This is a genomic window from Streptomyces sp. So13.3 (assembly GCF_005860785.2).
GTDB lineage: Bacteria > Actinomycetota > Actinomycetes > Streptomycetales > Streptomycetaceae > Actinacidiphila > Actinacidiphila fildesensis.
The window spans coordinates 5,551,776-5,567,046 of the sequence record NZ_CP048835.1 but is presented as its reverse complement, the minus strand read 5'-3'; the positions used below and the strand labels follow the sequence as shown (position 1 = coordinate 5,567,046).

At 69.3% G+C, this 15,271-nt stretch carries 17 protein-coding genes; 6 read left to right on the top strand and 11 right to left on the bottom strand.

What is annotated here, in order from left to right; genetic code table 11:
• Positions 1-14: 14 nt before the first annotated feature.
• The 7 genes from C8250_RS25135 to C8250_RS25105 are packed head-to-tail and all read right to left on the bottom strand — an operon-like array spanning position 15 to position 7,707.
• A complete protein-coding gene (locus tag C8250_RS25135; protein ID WP_138357557.1) occupies positions 15-2,504 on the bottom strand; it encodes an NADH-quinone oxidoreductase subunit G in 2,490 nt (829 codons plus the stop codon).
• Positions 2,501-3,841 (bottom strand): NADH-quinone oxidoreductase subunit NuoF, encoded by a 1,341-nt coding sequence (gene nuoF / locus C8250_RS25130; RefSeq protein WP_138357558.1) that lies wholly within the window; start codon positions 3,839-3,841, stop codon positions 2,501-2,503. The genes C8250_RS25135 and nuoF overlap by 4 nt, the downstream gene beginning before the upstream one ends.
• Positions 3,838-4,713 carry an NADH-quinone oxidoreductase subunit NuoE gene (gene nuoE, locus C8250_RS25125; RefSeq protein WP_138357559.1) on the bottom strand — a complete coding sequence of 292 codons (876 nt, stop codon included), beginning with the start codon at positions 4,711-4,713 and terminating at the stop codon, positions 3,838-3,840. Before nuoE ends, nuoF begins: the two co-directional genes overlap by 4 nt.
• Positions 4,710-6,044, bottom strand: a complete 1,335-nt coding sequence (locus tag C8250_RS25120; RefSeq protein ID WP_138357560.1) for an NADH-quinone oxidoreductase subunit D — start codon at positions 6,042-6,044, stop codon at positions 4,710-4,712. The genes nuoE and C8250_RS25120 overlap by 4 nt, the downstream gene beginning before the upstream one ends.
• Positions 6,044-6,778 (bottom strand): NADH-quinone oxidoreductase subunit C, encoded by a 735-nt coding sequence (locus tag C8250_RS25115; protein ID WP_138357561.1) that lies wholly within the window; start codon positions 6,776-6,778, stop codon positions 6,044-6,046. The genes C8250_RS25120 and C8250_RS25115 overlap by 1 nt, the downstream gene beginning before the upstream one ends.
• Entirely contained in the window at positions 6,775-7,329 is a 555-nt protein-coding gene (locus tag C8250_RS25110; RefSeq protein ID WP_138357562.1) for an NADH-quinone oxidoreductase subunit B, read from the bottom strand. Before C8250_RS25110 ends, C8250_RS25115 begins: the two co-directional genes overlap by 4 nt.
• 18 nt (positions 7,330-7,347) lie before the next feature.
• Entirely contained in the window at positions 7,348-7,707 is a 360-nt protein-coding gene (locus tag C8250_RS25105; protein ID WP_138357563.1) for an NADH-quinone oxidoreductase subunit A, read from the bottom strand.
• A gap of 595 nt (positions 7,708-8,302) precedes the next feature.
• Here C8250_RS25105 and C8250_RS25100 point away from each other — a divergent pair.
• From C8250_RS25100 to C8250_RS25090, 3 genes are all read left to right on the top strand, one after another.
• Positions 8,303-9,178 (top strand): C40 family peptidase, encoded by an 876-nt coding sequence (locus tag C8250_RS25100; RefSeq protein WP_138357564.1) that lies wholly within the window; start codon positions 8,303-8,305, stop codon positions 9,176-9,178.
• Between the two features lie 668 nt (positions 9,179-9,846).
• Positions 9,847-10,212, top strand: coding sequence for a type II toxin-antitoxin system RelE/ParE family toxin (locus C8250_RS25095; RefSeq protein ID WP_198357089.1), 366 nt, complete (start codon positions 9,847-9,849; stop codon positions 10,210-10,212).
• A complete protein-coding gene (locus C8250_RS25090; RefSeq protein WP_138357565.1) occupies positions 10,212-10,520 on the top strand; it encodes a helix-turn-helix domain-containing protein in 309 nt (102 codons plus the stop codon). Before C8250_RS25095 ends, C8250_RS25090 begins: the two co-directional genes overlap by 1 nt.
• 62 nt (positions 10,521-10,582) lie before the next feature.
• Here the strand turns inward: C8250_RS25090 and C8250_RS25085 are convergent, their stop codons facing one another.
• On the bottom strand, positions 10,583-10,780 hold the full coding sequence (locus C8250_RS25085) for a DUF397 domain-containing protein (protein ID WP_138357566.1): 198 nt from the start codon (positions 10,778-10,780) through the stop codon (positions 10,583-10,585).
• 11 nt (positions 10,781-10,791) lie between these two features.
• Positions 10,792-11,382 carry a DUF5753 domain-containing protein gene (locus C8250_RS25080; RefSeq protein ID WP_138357567.1) on the bottom strand — a complete coding sequence of 197 codons (591 nt, stop codon included), beginning with the start codon at positions 11,380-11,382 and terminating at the stop codon, positions 10,792-10,794.
• A 39-nt stretch (positions 11,383-11,421) separates the two neighbouring features.
• Between C8250_RS25080 and C8250_RS25075 the strand changes: the two genes are divergently transcribed.
• Positions 11,422-11,874 (top strand): ATP-binding protein, encoded by a 453-nt coding sequence (locus C8250_RS25075; RefSeq protein ID WP_138357568.1) that lies wholly within the window; start codon positions 11,422-11,424, stop codon positions 11,872-11,874.
• Between the two features lie 81 nt (positions 11,875-11,955).
• Positions 11,956-12,459, top strand: a complete 504-nt coding sequence (locus C8250_RS25070) for a peptidylprolyl isomerase (protein WP_138357569.1) — start codon at positions 11,956-11,958, stop codon at positions 12,457-12,459.
• 73 nt (positions 12,460-12,532) lie between these two features.
• On the opposite strand, the gene C8250_RS25065 is transcribed toward C8250_RS25070, so the two are convergent.
• On the bottom strand, positions 12,533-12,925 hold the full coding sequence (locus C8250_RS25065; protein ID WP_138357570.1) for a cupin domain-containing protein: 393 nt from the start codon (positions 12,923-12,925) through the stop codon (positions 12,533-12,535).
• Between the two features lie 107 nt (positions 12,926-13,032).
• Between C8250_RS25065 and C8250_RS25060 the strand changes: the two genes are divergently transcribed.
• Complete coding sequence (locus C8250_RS25060) at positions 13,033-13,905, top strand: AraC family transcriptional regulator (protein WP_138357571.1); 873 nt, start codon at positions 13,033-13,035, stop codon at positions 13,903-13,905.
• Here the strand turns inward: C8250_RS25060 and C8250_RS25055 are convergent.
• Entirely contained in the window at positions 13,902-15,188 is a 1,287-nt protein-coding gene (locus C8250_RS25055; protein ID WP_138357572.1) for a geranylgeranyl reductase family protein, read from the bottom strand. The genes C8250_RS25060 and C8250_RS25055 overlap by 4 nt on opposite strands.
• Between the last annotated feature and the right edge of the window lie 83 nt (positions 15,189-15,271).

The following is a 15,271-nucleotide window of genomic DNA, read 5'->3' as shown; positions in this document are numbered from 1 at the left end:
GGCGGAGAGGTTGTTCACTGGGCCACCTCCGTGGCAGCGGCGCCGACCTTGACGACCTGGCCGGGCAGCGCGCCGGTATCGCTGGCGACGCCCCCGCCCGTGGAGTTCAGCGGCAGCCACACCACCCGGTCGGGCATCGGAGTGATGCGCAGCGGCAGCCGTACCGAACCGGCGGGCCCGGAGACCTCGGTGAGGTCGCCGTTGGCGAGCCCGGCCTCCGCGGCGGTCGCGGCCGACAGCCGCACCACCGCCTCGTGCCGGGTGCCGGCCAGCGCGTCGTCGCCCTCCTGGAGCTTGCCCTGGTCGAGCAGCAGCCGGTGCCCGGCGAGCACCGCCTCGCCCGCGGCGGGCACGGGCAGCGTCCGGGACGTCTCCAGCGGCTGGGAGGCGTGCGGCCCGTCCCAGGGGGAGAGCCGGTTCAGTTCGGTGCGGGCGGCGCGGACGTCGCCCAGTCCGAGGCTGACGCCGAGCGCGTCGGCGAGCATCGTCAGGACCCGGGCGTCCGGCAGCTGGTGCCGGTTGACGACCTGGTCCGGCTTGATGGCCGCGTCGAACAGCCGAGCCCTGCCCTCCCAGTTGAGGAAGGTGCCGGCCTTCTCGGCGACCGCGGCCACCGGCAGGACGACATCCGCCCGGTCGGTGACCTCGGAGGGCCGCAGTTCCAGGCTGACGACGAAGCCGACCGCGTCCAGCGCGAGCCGGGCGCGGGCCGGGTCCGGCAGGTCCGCGACCTCGACGCCGCCGACGACCAGCGCCGCCAGCTCGCCGCTCGCGGCCGCCTCGACGATCTGGCCGGTGTCGCGCCCGAAGCGGTGCGGGAGTTCGGCCAGTCCCCAGACCCGGGCGACCTCGTCGCGGGCCCGCGGGTCGGTGACCGGCCGGCCACCGGGCAGCAGCCCCGGCAGCGCGCCCGCCTCGACCGCTCCGCGCTCACCCGCGCGGCGCGGGATCCACGCGAGCTTCGCGCCGCTCGCCGTGGCGAAGCGGATCGCCGCGGTCAGCGCGCCGGGTACGGCGGCCAGCCGTTCGCCGACCAGGATCACCGACCCTTCGGCACGCAGCGCCTCGGCGGCCTTCTCGCCCGCCTCGTCGAGACCGACACCGCCGGCGAGCGCGTCCAGCCACTCGGGCTCGGTGCCGGGTGCGGCGGGCAGCAGCGTGCCGCCCGCCTTCGTCAGGCCACGGGTCGCGAACGGCGCCAGTGCGAAGGTCCGCTGGCGCCGCTTCTGGTTCGCTTTGCGAAGCCGGAGGAAGATCCCCGGAGCCTCCTCCTCGGCCTCGAGACCGACGAGCAGGACGGCCGGCGCCTTCTCCAGCGTCGTGTACGTGATGCCGTCGCCGTCCAGGTCCCGGCCGCGTCCCGCCACCTGCGAGGCCAGGAAGTCGGCCTCCTCGGCGCTGTGCACGCGGGCCCGGAAGTCGACGTCGTTGGTGTCGAGGGCGACCCGCGCGAACTTGGCGTAGGCGTAGGCGTCCTCGACGGTCAGCCGGCCGCCGGCCAGTACCGCGGTGCGGCCGCCGGCCGCCGCGATCCCGGCGGCCGCGGCCGCCAGTGCCTCGGGCCAGCTCGCCGGCTCCAGCTCACCGGTCTCCTTGTTACGGAGCAGCGGGTGCTTGAGGCGGTCGGGGCGCTGTGCGTAGCGGAAGCCGAAGCGCCCCTTGTCGCACACCCATTCCTCGTTGACCTGGGGGTCGTCGGCGGCCAGCCGCCGCATGACCTTGCCGCGTCGGTGGTCGGTGCGCGTCGCGCAGCCGCCCGCGCAGTGCTCGCAGACCGACGGCGACGACACCAGGTCGAACGGCCGGGACCGGAAGCGGTACGCCGCCGAGGTCAGCGCGCCCACCGGACAGATCTGGATGGTGTTGCCGGAGAAGTACGAGGCGAACGGGTCGCCGTCGCCGATTCCGACCTGCTGGAGGGCGCCGCGCTCGATGAGCTCGATGAACGGGTCGCCCGCGATCTGCTCCGAGAACCGGGTGCAGCGCGCGCACAGCACACAGCGCTCCCGGTCCAGCAGCACCTGCGTGGAGATCGGCACCGGCTTCTCGTACGTGCGCTTCTTGCCCTCGAAGCGGGTGTCCGCCTGGCCGGTGCTCATCGCCTGGTTCTGCAGCGGGCACTCGCCGCCCTTGTCGCAGACCGGGCAGTCCAGCGGGTGGTTGATGAGCAGCAGCTCCATCACCCCGCGCTGCGCCTTCTCGGCGACCGGCGAGGTGAGATGGGTCTTGACGACCATGCCGTCGGTGCACGTGATCGTGCAGGACGCCATCGGCTTGCGCTGGCCCTCGACCTCGACGATGCACTGCCGGCAGGCGCCGGCCGGGTCGAGGAGCGGGTGGTCGCAGAACCGCGGGATCTCGATGCCCAGCAGCTCCGCCGCACGGATCACCAGGGTCCCCTTGGGGACCGAGAGCGCGACGCCGTCGATCGTGACGGCGACGAGATCCTCCGGCGGAACCGCCGCCTCTCCCCCTCCGGAGGGGGCAGACGTGGTGACTGTCATGCGTTCACCTCCAGGTGAGACGTTCCGGCGTCGGCCCATACGGTCGAGGCGGCCGGGTCGAAGGGGCAGCCCTTGCGCTCGATGTGCTCCTCGTACTCCTCGCGGAAGTACTTGAGGGAGGAGAAGATCGGGCTGGCGGCGCCGTCGCCGAGCGCACAGAAGGACTTGCCGTTGATGTTGTCGGCGATGTCGTTGAGCTTGTCGAGGTCGGACAGCTTGCCCTTGCCGGCCTCGATGTCCCGCAGCAACTGGACCAGCCAGTACGTGCCCTCACGGCACGGCGTGCACTTGCCGCAGGACTCGTGGGCGTAGAACTCCGTCCAGCGCGTCACCGCCCGCACCACGCACGTCGTCTCGTCGAAGCACTGCAGCGCCTTGGTGCCGAGCATGGAGCCGGCGGCGCCCACGCCCTCGTAGTCGAGCGGTACGTCCAGGTGCTCGTCGGTGAACATCGGGGTCGACGAGCCGCCGGGGGTCCAGAACTTCAGCCGGTGGCCCGGCCGGATACCGCCGCTCATGTCGAGCAGCTGGCGCAGCGTGATGCCGAGCGGGGCCTCGTACTGGCCGGGGCTGACGACGTGCCCGGACAGCGAGTACAGCGTGAAGCCCGGGGACTTCTCGCTGCCCATCGACTTGAACCAGTCCTTGCCGCGCTGCATGATCGCGGGCACCGAGGCGATGGACTCGACGTTGTTGACGACGGTCGGGCAGGCGTACAGGCCCTCGACCGCCGGGAACGGCGGGCGCAGCCGGGGCTGGCCGCGGCGTCCTTCGAGCGAGTCCAGCAGCGCCGTCTCCTCGCCGCAGATGTACGCGCCGGCCCCGGCGTGAACGGTCAGCTCCAGATCGAAGCCGCTGCCCTGGATGTTCTTGCCGAGGTAGCCGGCCTCGTACGCCTCGCGCACCGCCTCGTGCAGCCGGCGCAGCACCGGGACGACCTCGCCGCGCAGATAGATGAAGGCGTGGTTGGAGCGGATCGCGTGGCAGGCGATCACCATGCCCTCGATGAGCGAGTGCGGGTTCGCGAACAGCAGCGGGATGTCCTTGCAGGTACCCGGTTCCGACTCGTCGGCGTTGACGACCAGGTAGTGCGGCTTGCCGTCACCCTGCGGGATGAACTGCCACTTCATACCGGTCGGGAAGCCGGCGCCGCCACGGCCGCGCAGTCCGGCGTCCTTCACATACGCGATGACGTCGTCCGGCGGCATCGCGAGGGCCTTGCGCAGGCCCTCGTAGCCCTCATGACGGCGGTAGGTGTCGAGCGTCCACGACTGCGGGTCGTCCCAGAAGGCCGACAGGACAGGGGTGAGCAGCTTCTCGGGCGACACGGTCATCATTTGCCCTCCTCGCTCTCAGGTCCTGCCGGGTTGGCGGGGTCCGACACGGCGGTCTCCTGCGGTGCGTCGTGCGAGCTGGCGTGCTCGGCGGGGCTGGGCTGCCCGGGGGTGCCCGACGGCGCGGCCGGCGTCTCGCCCTGCGGCGGTACGGACGACCGGCGGGCCGGCTGTCCGGCGTCCGGGCCGGGCAGTGCCTCGCCGCGCGACAGCCGCAGTCCCGCGAGCGACGCGGGGCCGGCTCCGCCGGTGGCCTCGACGGCGCCGGGGCGCTCGTCGGGGAAGCCTGCGAGGATGCGGGCGGTCTCCTTGTACGTGCACAGCGGTGCGCCACGGGTCGGCCGCACCTCGCGGCCGGCGATGAGGTCGTCGACCAGCTGCTTGGCGGAGCCCGGTGTCTGGTTGTCGAAGAACTCCCAGTTCACCATCACCACCGGGGCGAAGTCGCAGGCCGCGTTGCACTCGATGTGCTCCAGCGTGACCTTGCCGTCCTCGGTGGTCTCGTTGTTGCCGACCCCGAGGTGCTCCTTCAGCTCGTCGAAGATGGCGTCGCCGCCCATCACCGCGCAGAGCGTGTTGGTGCAGACCCCGACCTGGTAGTCGCCACTGGGCTTGCGCCGGTACATGGAGTAGAAGGTCGCGACCGCGGTGACCTCGGCGGTGGTGAGGTCGAGCTGCTCCGCGCAGAACCGGACGCCGGTGCGGGTGACGTAGCCGTCCTCCGACTGCGTCAGGTGCAGCAGCGGCAGGAGCGCGCTGCGGCTGCCGGGATAGCGGGCGATGATCTCCTTCGCGTCCGCCTCCAGCCTGGCGCGTACATCGGCCGGATAGTCGGGCGCGGGCATCTGCGGGATGCCCAAAGACACGTCGGTCATCGGTCGACGCCTCCCATCACGGGGTCGATGGACGCCACGGCCACGATGACGTCGGCGACCTGGCCGCCCTCGCACATCGCCGCCATGGACTGCAGGTTGGTGAAGGACGGGTCGCGGAAGTGGACCCGGAAGGGGCGGGTGCCGCCGTCGCTGACGACATGCACGCCCAGCTCGCCCTTGGGCGACTCCACCGCGGTGTACGCCTGGCCCGGCGGAACCCGGAAGCCCTCGGTCACCAGCTTGAAGTGGTGGATCAGGGACTCCATCGAGGTGCCCATGATCTTCTTGATGTGGTCCAGGGAGTTGCCCAGGCCGTCCGGGCCGAGCGCGAGCTGCGCGGGCCAGGCGATCTTCTTGTCCTCGACCATCACCGGTCCTGGGGCCAGCTTGTCCAGGGCCTGCTCGACGATGCGCAGCGACTGCCGCATCTCCTCCAGGCGGACCAGGAAGCGGCCGTAGGAGTCGGCGGTGTCCGCCGTCGGGATCTCGAAGTCGTAGTTCTCGTAACCGCAGTACGGCTGCGCCTTGCGCAGGTCGTGCGGCAGGCCGGCGGCGCGCAGGATCGGGCCGGTGGCGCCGAGCGCCATGCAGCCGGCCAGGTCCAGGTAGCCGACCTCTTCCATCCGGGCCTTGAAGATCGGGTTGCCGGTGGCGAGCTTGTCGTACTCGGGAAGGTTCTTGCGCATCTTCTTCACGAGCTCGCGGATCTGGTCCACCGCGCCCGGCGGCAGGTCCTGGGCGAGGCCGCCCGGCCGGATGTACGCGTGGTTCATCCGCAGCCCGGTGATGAGCTCGAAGACGTCCAGGATCAGTTCACGGTCGCGGAACCCGTAGATCATGATCGTGGTGGCGCCGAGCTCCATACCGCCGGTGGCGATGCACACCAGGTGCGAGGAGAGCCGGTTCAGCTCCATCAGCAGCACGCGGATGACGCTGGCCCGGTCCGGCACCTGCTCGGTGACGCCGAGCAGCTTCTCGACCGCGAGGCAGTACGCCGTCTCGTTGAAGAACGGCGTGAGGTAGTCCATGCGCGTCACGAACGTGGACCCCTGGGTCCACGTCCGGTACTCCATGTTCTTCTCGATGCCGGTGTGCAGGTAGCCGATGCCCGACCGGGCCTCGGTGACCGTCTCGCCGTCGATCTCCAGGATCAGCCGGAGCACACCGTGGGTGGACGGGTGCTGCGGCCCCATGTTGACGATGATGCGCTCGTCGTCGGACCTGCCGACGGTCTCGGCCAGCTCGTCCCAGTCGCCACCGGTGACGGTGAAGACCCGGCCTTCGGTGGTGTCGCGTTCTTCCGCCTGAGCGGGTGCGTGGTGAGTGCTCATCAGGAGTACGACCTCCGCTGGTCGGGAGCCGGGATCTGGGCGCCCTTGTACTCGACGGGGATGCCGCCGAGCGGGTAGTCCTTGCGCTGCGGGTGGCCGGGCCAGTCGTCCGGCATCATGATCCGCGTGAGGGCCGGGTGGCCGTCGAAGACGATGCCGAAGAAGTCGTACGCCTCACGCTCGTGCCAGTCGTTCGTCGGGTACACCGGGACGATCGACGGGATGTGCGGGTCGCTGTCGGGGGCGCTCACCTCCAGCCGGATCAGCCGGTTGTGCGTGATCGAACGCAAGTGGTAGACGGCGTGCAGCTCACGGCCCTTGTCCTCGGGGTAGTTCACCCCGCTCACGCCCGTACAGAGCTCGAAGCGCAGCGCCGGATCGTCGCGGCAGGTCTTCGCGACCTGCACGAGGTGCTCGCGGGCGATGTGGAAGGTCAGCTCGTCACGGTCGATGACGGTCCGGTCGATCGCGTTGGAGGGGAGCAGTCCCTGCTCCTCCAGCGCGCCCTCCAGCTCGTCGGCCACCTCGTCGAACCAGCCGCCGTAGGGGCGGTGGGCCGGGCCTGGCAGCCGGACGGTCCTGACGAGGCCGCCGTAGCCGGAGGTGTCGCCACCGTTGTTGGCACCGAACATGCCCTTGCGGTGACCGATGACCTCGCCGGCGTCGTCGCGCTGGCCGGGGAGGTTGTCGGTCTGCAGGTCGCGGTCGGGGTTGGTGCCGTTGGCGTCTGTCACCGCAGCAGCCCCTTCATCTCGATCAGCGGGAGCGCGTTGAGTGCGGCGGACTCCGCTTCGCGGGCCGCCTCCTCACGGTTCACGCCGAGCTTCTCGCCCTGGATCTTCTGGTGGAGCTTGAGGATGGCGTCCATGAGCATCTCGGGCCGGGGCGGACAGCCGGGCAAATAGATATCAACGGGGACAATGTGGTCAACACCCTGCACAATGGCGTAATTGTTGAACATTCCACCCGAAGAAGCGCAGACCCCCATGGAGATGACCCACTTGGGATTCGGCATCTGGTCATAGACCTGCCGCAGCACCGGCGCCATCTTCTGGCTGACCCGGCCGGCCACGATCATCAGGTCCGCCTGCCGCGGCGAGCCACGGAAGACCTCCATACCGAAACGGGCCAGGTCGTAGCGCCCGGCCCCGGTCGTCATCATCTCGATGGCACAGCAGGCCAGGCCGAAGGTGGCCGGGAAGACCGACGCCTTACGCACCCAGCCCGCGGCGGACTCCACCGTGGTCAGCAGAAATCCACTCGGCAGTTTTTCTTCGATACCCATGCGTTGGCCCCTTGTCCCCTAGTCCCATTCCAGGCCGCCGCGCCGCCACACGTATGCGTAGGCGACGAAGACGGTGAGCACGAAGAGGAGCATCTCCACGAGCCCGAAAATCCCCAGGGAGTCGAACGTGACGGCCCAGGGATAGAGGAAGACGATCTCGATGTCGAAGACGATGAAGAGCATCGCCGTCAGGTAGTACTTGATGGGGAAGCGCCCGCCGCCGATGGGCTGCGGAGAGGGCTCGATGCCGCACTCATATGCTTCCAGTTTGGCCCGGTTGTACCGTTTTGGTCCGACGATCGAGGCCGTGATCACGGAGAAGATCGCGAAGCCGGCCCCGAGGCCGCCCAACACGAGGATGGGCGCATAGGCGTTCATCGTCCCCCGCTCCTTCCAGTCGCCGATGACTGCGTGGGGGTCCCCCCGCCGGGGGAGGGACCATGCGCTCGGGTCGTGCCCGCCTCACGAAGATCGCGTTCATGTGAAGATCGCGTCTATGTGAGGCAGTTCACAAGCCCAAGCCGCCTGCATCTTATGCCCGGCGGTCTGTGATCTGCGACACGGGGTGGGCCAACGGCTTTGTGATCTCCACCACCTGACGAATGATCATGAAGGCTGATGAGCGGTGATCTTGCACCGCATGCGGCACAAACAATCACTTGACGTCACATTCATCTACGTTACCCCTGGTCACAGCGACGCGCGCATTATCAAGGGCCCCTCGCGAGACGCAAATTCGCCCTGGACCGAATGGCGTGATAGCGACGGCCGCCCCCTTAGGGGTGAACGGGACGAAGGTCCCGCTGACGCACGTGAACCCACTCACGAGCGCTCCGCGGCGGCTCGGGAACGAGTCGGACATATGGTCCGGGTGAGCAAGATCCAAATAAGGACATTCGGCCGTGCACACGACAACTGTGTCGCATCCCACCTTTGTTGAACGGAACCGGCGCATCCTGATAGCCAGGACTCCATGTCCCCAAACCTGAACCGGACCACCAAATCCGAATCGCATATACGCCGCCGACGGCACGCCGCCCCCGGTAACCCGAACTGGGTCCGCCGGGCCGGAATCGTCGGCGGCGTCGTCAGTGCGCTCGCCCTCAGTGGTGCGGCCGCTCCGGCCATGGCCGACCACTCGAACCACACGCCCGCTCCGGTCGGAACCGCGACGACCGCCGAGCAGACGCCCGCACTGAGCACCACCGCCTCCGCCGCGCAGGCCGCCGCAGCCATCGACCAGACGGTCGTCCAGCTGAAGCTGCAGGCCGCCGAGGACGCCGCTGCCGCCGCGGCCAGGAAGGCCGCAGCCGCGACGAAGCGGGCCGAGCTGAAGAAGGCCGCCGACGCCAAGGCTGCCGCCGCCAAGGCCGCTGACGAGCGCGAGGCCGCCACCCAGGCCGCGTCCCGCTCCTCGGAGCGCACCAAGCTTTCGGTGTCGTCCTCGTCCAGCTCCTCGTCCTCGAAGGTGTCCTCCACCGCCTCCAAGGCGAGCGGCAGCATCGCGAGCGTCATCAGCTTCCTGCAGGCCCAGGTCGGCAAGGCCTACGTCATGGGCGGCACCGGCCCGTCCTCGTACGACTGCTCGGGCCTGGTCCAGGCGGCGTTCAGGACGATCGGCGTGGACCTCCCCCGCACCTCCCAGGAGCAGTCGAACACCGGCACCCCGGTCTCCATCAGCTCCCTCCAGGTCGGCGACCTGGTCTTCTGGGGCGGCCAGGGCAGCGCGTACCACGTCGGCGTCTACATCGGCGGCGACCAGTACCTCGACGCCGCCAACCCGAGCACGGGCATCGGCGTCCACGACATGAGCTGGTCCATGCCGGACTTCGCCACCCGCGTGGTCTGACGTCCAACCCCCAGCTCCCCCGCTTCCCCCCACGTAGGGCCGCCGTCCCCCGCTCGGGCCGGCGGCCCTTCCGTATGTTCCGTGTGAGTGTTCGTGGGCGGTGGAGCGGCCTGTGGGGCGGCGCGGGCCAGGCAGTGGCTGAACTCAAAGATCGCGAAGTGTCCTTCTGCGTCGCTTCGCGCCTTGACCGGGCGGAGGAACGGGCGTCGGCGCTGTGCGCCTGCCAGTGAGAACGGCTCGCTGCGCTCCCCGAGCGGGGTCAGGGATTGGTTCGGCCGGTGAGGCAGCGCGGCTTCTGGGGGCGGGCGCCAGGGCCGGCTCCGGCGGGCGGGCAGCGGAATGACGATCGAGCCTCGGCTCTCGAACCCCGCCCAACCTCCAACGGATCAATCTGTGTGGCCGGACCCCCGCCATATTGAGTTTTGGCCGACCTTAGTGATCCGAACCCACCAAAAGACCGCCCCTCAGGGCCCGCAGGACATCCCCCGTCACACCCGCACCACATCCCGACGAAGAAGGTGGTCCAAACTCCACGCTGGCAACGGCAAGACGACGTGGTTCGAGCTCATCCGAGCCGTTGAACTCGTCATGCCGTGACTCCCGCGACGACGACACCGTTGTTCATCGAGCGACGGCGGGTGCGGAGCATGGGGTGGAAGGAACGGCCGGTGAGCGAGTTGTACCGCGTCGAAATCGAACCGGAAGTCCGCGCGTGGCTCGACAGCCTCAGCGATCACGACTTCAAGCGTGTGGACGAGGTCGTCAGCCTGCTGGCGGAACTGGGTACAAGAATCGGAGGCCCCTGGTCCGACCACCTTGAGGGGCCGGTTCGAGAGCTTCGCATCCGCCTGCGGAGCATTGCCGCCCGCATCACCTACTGGATCACGCCGAGCAGGACGATCGTGCTACTCACCGTGTTCCGCAAGACCAAGCAGCACGAGCAGGCGCAGATTGATCGGGCTGTGCGCGCGCAGAAAGTCTGTGACAGCGAGCATCATGGACCTGTGAACGAGTCGTACAAGCGGGAGGCGTAATGGCAGGCCGGCACACCCGCTGGGTTCCCTCCAGCCTTGATACGGAGGACCCCGAGCGGATCGCGATCCGAGAGTCCCTGGCGTTCGGCAAAGCCCTCTACGACCGACGCGTGGCCCTCGGTCTCAGCACGGCGGAGCTGGCGGAACGGGCCGGAATGACACAGGACGCCATCGAGTGCATCGAAGAGGGTGGCACCGAGCCGACGATACTGCTGCTCCGTACGCTGGCCGCTGCGTTGGACTCCGACGTCCGCCTCACCCCGGGACACGAACTAGGTTCGCTGTGGTTCGAGGCACACGCCGCGTAACGACCCTCCGGGCCGGCGGCGGCCCCTGACAACCAGCGCTCGGGCTTGAACCGCTGTCGCTGCTACAACTGCCCGGCTTCGCCGCCCTTGATGGCGCGGAGGAACGCCGCCCAGTGGGCGGGGGTGGTGCTGAGGACCTCGCCGGGGCGGTCACTTTCACGGAAGTGGACGAGGCCGGTGGGGGTTGCCGTCGCTTCCAGGCAGTTGCCGTTGCCGCCTGACCCGCTGAAGCTCGACTTCCGCCAGATGAGTTCCGACATTGGTGTGCCTTTCACAAGAGGTACAGCAAGTGCTGGATGAGACCGATCGAGTCCCGCTTGGCGAAGACCCCGGGCTCCGATTTGGGATCGAGCGGCGCCAAGGCGGAGCTGGTAAGCCGGTCGAAGGCATCGGCGTACTGCGCCAAGTAGGACTGCTCGCTGAGGAAGGCGGTGGAGACCGGATGCTCCACATGCACAGTACTCAATTCGGACAACCCCGGATCGTAGATCACAAAGGGCTTGTCCACCGCAGGGAAGACCGGCGCCGCGAGGGGCATGATCTGGATGTGGACGTGCGGCATGAGCGCCATCTCGATGAGGTGCTCCAGTTGCTCACGCAGAACGTCGACCCCTACGAAGGACATGCGGATCGCCGTCTCATGGATCACTGCATGGAACTGCGGCGGAGAGTCCCCGGTCAGCACCTGCTTGCGCCGCTGCCTGAACTGCACGTATCGATCGAAGAGCGCCGGTTCAGCGTTCGGTTCACCAGCCGCGAACAGGGCTCTGGTGTACGCAGCGGTCTGGAGCATTCCCGGCACGAACATCACCTGGAAGGTCTTGATCGCTGCGGATGACGTCTCCAGTTCGGCGAAATCCAAGGCTGACGCACCCTAGTCTTCCCGCCCGACCCCGTCTGGGTGCGGTCCGCTCGTGAAGCCGTTCGCGCACTCCTGCGGAGTGCGCGGCGGGACGATCTCACCGATACGACGCTGCTGTTGACGTCCGAGGCCGTGACGAACGCGGTCAACGCGTGCCACAGCAGCGGCTGTTCGATACCGGTGACGCTTTCGGCCGAGTGGACCGGTCGCCGCACCCCGACCGACACCGGAACCAGAGCCGTCACCGGAACCGGAGCCGTCACCGCCACCACCCACGGCACCAATCCCGGCCCCAGCCCCGCTGCCCCCGACTCCTGCGCGACCCTGCGCGTCCTCGTGCACGACTTCGCGCCCGGCCTGCCCGCCGGGCGGGCGGCCGAAGGGGGTGACGAGTCGGGGCGGGGGCTGGCGCTCATCGGGGACTGTGCCATCGACTGGGGGGTGCGGCCGGCCGGGGCGGGGCCGGGGAAGGCCGTCTGGTTCGAACTGTGAAAGGCCAGGTCAGAGCGGTCGGCGGGCGGGCCGGACCCCCAGGAATCGGCCGGTGGCGGCTCGGGGTGTCAGGATGGGGGCATGACGATCAGCGTGTACTTCGACATCACCATCGACGACGCCCCCGCCGGGCGCATCACCTTCAACCTGTACGACGACGTGGCTCCCAAGACCGCGGAGAACTTCCGCGCGCTGGCCACCGGCGAGCAGGGCTTCGGCTACAAGGGGTCCTCGTTCCACCGCGTCATCCCGGGCTTCATGCTCCAGGGCGGCGACTTCACCCGCGGTGACGGCACGGGCGGCAAGAGCATCTACGGTGCGAAGTTCGCCGACGAGAACTTCACCCGCAAGCACTCCAAGCCGGGTCTGCTGTCGATGGCGAACGCCGGGCCGAACACCAACGGCTCGCAGTTCTTCATCACCACCGTGGCCACGCCGCACCTGGACGGCAAGCACGTCGTCTTCGGCGAGGTCGCCGACCAGGCCAGCCAGGACCTGGTCACGAAGATCGAGGGCTTCGGCTCGCGGAGCGGTAAGACCTCCGCCAAGGTCACCATCTCCGACTCCGGAGTCGTCGGCGCCTGACCTGGCATGACTGACGTACGCGCCGGGGCGGCGGGACCCGCCTCCCGGCGCGCGTCGGCCTTCAGGCGTCGTTTCAGCTCGGCTCCAGCTCGCGCACGGCGTTCGTCAGCTCTCCCCCCGCGTCGCCGGTGTTGACGACCCCGGCGGGCTCCAGCAGCAGGATGGACGTCTCCTCCTCCGCGGCCGTGCAGTGCTCCACCCCGCGCGGGACCACGACGAACTCGCCCGGGTCGAGAATGCGGTCACCCTCGCGGAACCGGACCGTGAGCCGGCCGCTGATGACGAGCATGAACTCGTCGGTGTCCTCGTGGGTGTGCCAGACGAACTCCCCGTGCAGCTTGGCGATCTTGACCTCGTAGTCGTTGATGCCGGCGATCTTCCGCTGCGCCCAGTGGTCGCTGAACCGGGCGAGCGCGTCGGAGATGTTCACCACGGCGGGCACAACAACGGGTATCGGGGTGGTCATGAGAAAACCCTTCCTGATGCGGCTGACCGGTCCGGCCGACCCGGCCGGCCGACTGGTCCCCCTGAGCGTGTCCCGGCGCGCGCCCACCGGTCTTGTACGTTCCTCGCATGGGCGGAGAGCGAACGGACTCACGCATCACCGCTTGGCGGCCGGCGGTTCCGGGCATCGCCGAGGTCTTCCACGCGCACTTCCTGGACCACGCCTATCCCGCGCACACACATGACACGTGGACGCTGATGATCGTCGACGACGGGTCGGTGGACTTCGGCCTCGACCGGCACCGGCACGGCGTCTCCGGAACCGACACCGCGGCGCTGCTGCTGCCGCCCGGGGTCTTCCACGACGGCCGGACGGCGACTCCCGCCGGATTCCGCAAGCGGGTGCTGTACCTCGACCGGAGCGTGCTACCCGAGAACCTGACGGGGACGGCCGTCGACCGCCCGGTGCTCATCGACGGGCTGCTGCGCCACCGCATCGGACAGCTGCACGACGCTCTCGGAGACGCAGGGCATGCAGGAGCCGCGGGGGACGCTCCCGACGTCTTCGAGGGCGAGTCCCGGCTGGCCTTCGTGCGGGAGCGGCTCAATGTCCATCTGGCCGCCGCCCGCACCCGCCGGCCCGGCCGCGAGGCGGCCCGGCTGGCGGTGGCGCTGCGGGAACTGCTGGACGCCCGGGTGTCGGAGGGCATCGCCCTGCACGAGGCGAGCGCGCTGCTGCGCTCGCACCCCACCCATCTGATCCGCTGCTTCAAGCAGACGTACGGTCTGCCGCCGCACGTCTATCTGACCGGGCTGCGCATCGACCGGGCGCGGCGGCTGCTGCTCGCGGGCGGGCGCCCGGCCGACGTCGCCACCGAGGTGGGGTTCTACGACCAGGCCCACCTGAACCGGCACTTCCGGCGGCACGTGGGCACCACGCCCGCGCGCTACGCCGCCGATCCCCAGGGCAACCCCAAGGGCAAGGGCTTCCCCAACGGCTAGGAGTTCGGGGCTACCTTGCTCAGGCCGTTGATGATGCGGTCCATCGCGTCGCCGCCGGTCGGGTCCGTGAGGTTGGCGAGCATCTTGAGGGTGAAGCGCATCAGGACCGGGTGGGTGAGACCTCGCTCGGTGATGACCTTCATGACCCGCGGGTTGCCGATGAGCTTCACGAAGGCGCGGCCCAGCGTGTAGTAACCGCCGTACGTCTCCTTCAGGATGCGCGGGTAGTTGTGCAGCGCCAGTTCGCGCTGGGCGGGGGTCTGGCGGGCGTTCGCCTGGACGATGACGTCGGCGGCGATCTGGCCGGATTCCATCGCATAGGCGATGCCCTCGCCGTTGAACGGGTTGACGAGGCCGCCGGCGTCGCCGACGAGCAGCAGGCCCTTGGTGTAGTGCGGCTGGCGGTTGAAGGCCATCGGGAGGGCCGCGCCGCGGATGGGGCCGACCTGGTTCTCCTCGGTGTAGCCCCAGTCGGCGGGCATGGAGGCGCACCACGTCTTGAGGACCTCGCGCCAGTCCAGCTCCCGGAAGGCCTTCGACGAGTTGAGGATGCCGAGGCCGACGTTGCTCGTGCCGTCGCCCATGCCGAAGATCCAGCCGTAGCCGGGCAGCAGCCGGTCCTCGGTGCCGCGCTTGTCCCAGAGTTCCAGCCAGGATTCGAGGTAGTCGTCGTCGTGGCGGGGCGAGGTGAAGTACGTACGGACCGCGACGCCCATCGGGCGGTCCTCGCGGCGGTGCAGGCCCATGTGCAGGGACAGCCGCGTCGAGTTGCCGTCGGCGGCCACGACCAGCGGGGCGTGGAAGGTGACCGGGGTCTTCTCCTCGCCGAGCTTGGCCTCGACGCCGATGATGTGGCCGGTGCGCTCGTCACGGATGGGGGCGCCGACGTTGCAGCGCTCGTGCAGCCGGGCGCCGGCCTTCTGCGCCTGGCGGGCGAGCAGCTCGTCGAAGTCCTCGCGCTTGCGGACGAGTCCGTAGTCCGGGTACGAGGCGAGGTCCGGCCAGTCGAGCTGGAGGCGGACGCCGCCGCCGATGATGCGCAGCCCCTTGTTGCGGAGCCAGCCGGCCTCTTCGGAGATGTCGATGCCCATGCCGACGAGCTGCTTGGTGGCGCGCGGGGTCAGCCCGTCGCCGCAGACCTTCTCGCGCGGGAACGCGGTCTTCTCCAGGAGGAGGACGTCGAGTCCCGCCTTGGCCAGGTAGTACGCGGTCGTCGAACCGGCGGGCCCGGCGCCGACGACGATCACATCGGCGCTGTTCTCGGACAGGGCTGTGTCGGTCACGGTGGGCTCTCCGGTTTCGGCGAGGGGTCTTGGCTCCTGCCGAGTCTATGAGGCCGCCGCCCGGGTGCGGGCGGCGGCTCTCG

Excerpts from the sequence above, each read along its gene's own strand:
- C8250_RS25070 (WP_138357569.1), top strand. The coding sequence starts at position 11,956 with ATGACGATCAGCGTGTACTTCGACATCACCATCGACGACGCCCCCGCC.
- C8250_RS25065 (WP_138357570.1), bottom strand. The coding sequence starts at position 12,925 with ATGACCACCCCGATACCCGTTGTTGTGCCCGCCGTGGTGAACATCTCC.
- C8250_RS25085 (WP_138357566.1), bottom strand. The coding sequence starts at position 10,780 with ATGTCGGAACTCATCTGGCGGAAGTCGAGCTTCAGCGGGTCAGGCGGC.
- C8250_RS25120 (WP_138357560.1), bottom strand. The coding sequence starts at position 6,044 with ATGAGCACTCACCACGCACCCGCTCAGGCGGAAGAACGCGACACCACC.
- C8250_RS25090 (WP_138357565.1), top strand. The coding sequence starts at position 10,212 with ATGGCAGGCCGGCACACCCGCTGGGTTCCCTCCAGCCTTGATACGGAG.
- C8250_RS25060 (WP_138357571.1), top strand. The coding sequence starts at position 13,033 with ATGGGCGGAGAGCGAACGGACTCACGCATCACCGCTTGGCGGCCGGCG.
- C8250_RS25110 (WP_138357562.1), bottom strand. The coding sequence starts at position 7,329 with ATGGGTATCGAAGAAAAACTGCCGAGTGGATTTCTGCTGACCACGGTG.
- C8250_RS25100 (WP_138357564.1), top strand. The coding sequence starts at position 8,303 with ATGTCCCCAAACCTGAACCGGACCACCAAATCCGAATCGCATATACGC.
- nuoE (WP_138357559.1), bottom strand. The coding sequence starts at position 4,713 with ATGACCGACGTGTCTTTGGGCATCCCGCAGATGCCCGCGCCCGACTAT.
- C8250_RS25135 (WP_138357557.1), bottom strand. The coding sequence starts at position 2,504 with ATGACAGTCACCACGTCTGCCCCCTCCGGAGGGGGAGAGGCGGCGGTT.
- nuoF (WP_138357558.1), bottom strand. The coding sequence starts at position 3,841 with ATGATGACCGTGTCGCCCGAGAAGCTGCTCACCCCTGTCCTGTCGGCC.
- C8250_RS25105 (WP_138357563.1), bottom strand. The coding sequence starts at position 7,707 with ATGAACGCCTATGCGCCCATCCTCGTGTTGGGCGGCCTCGGGGCCGGC.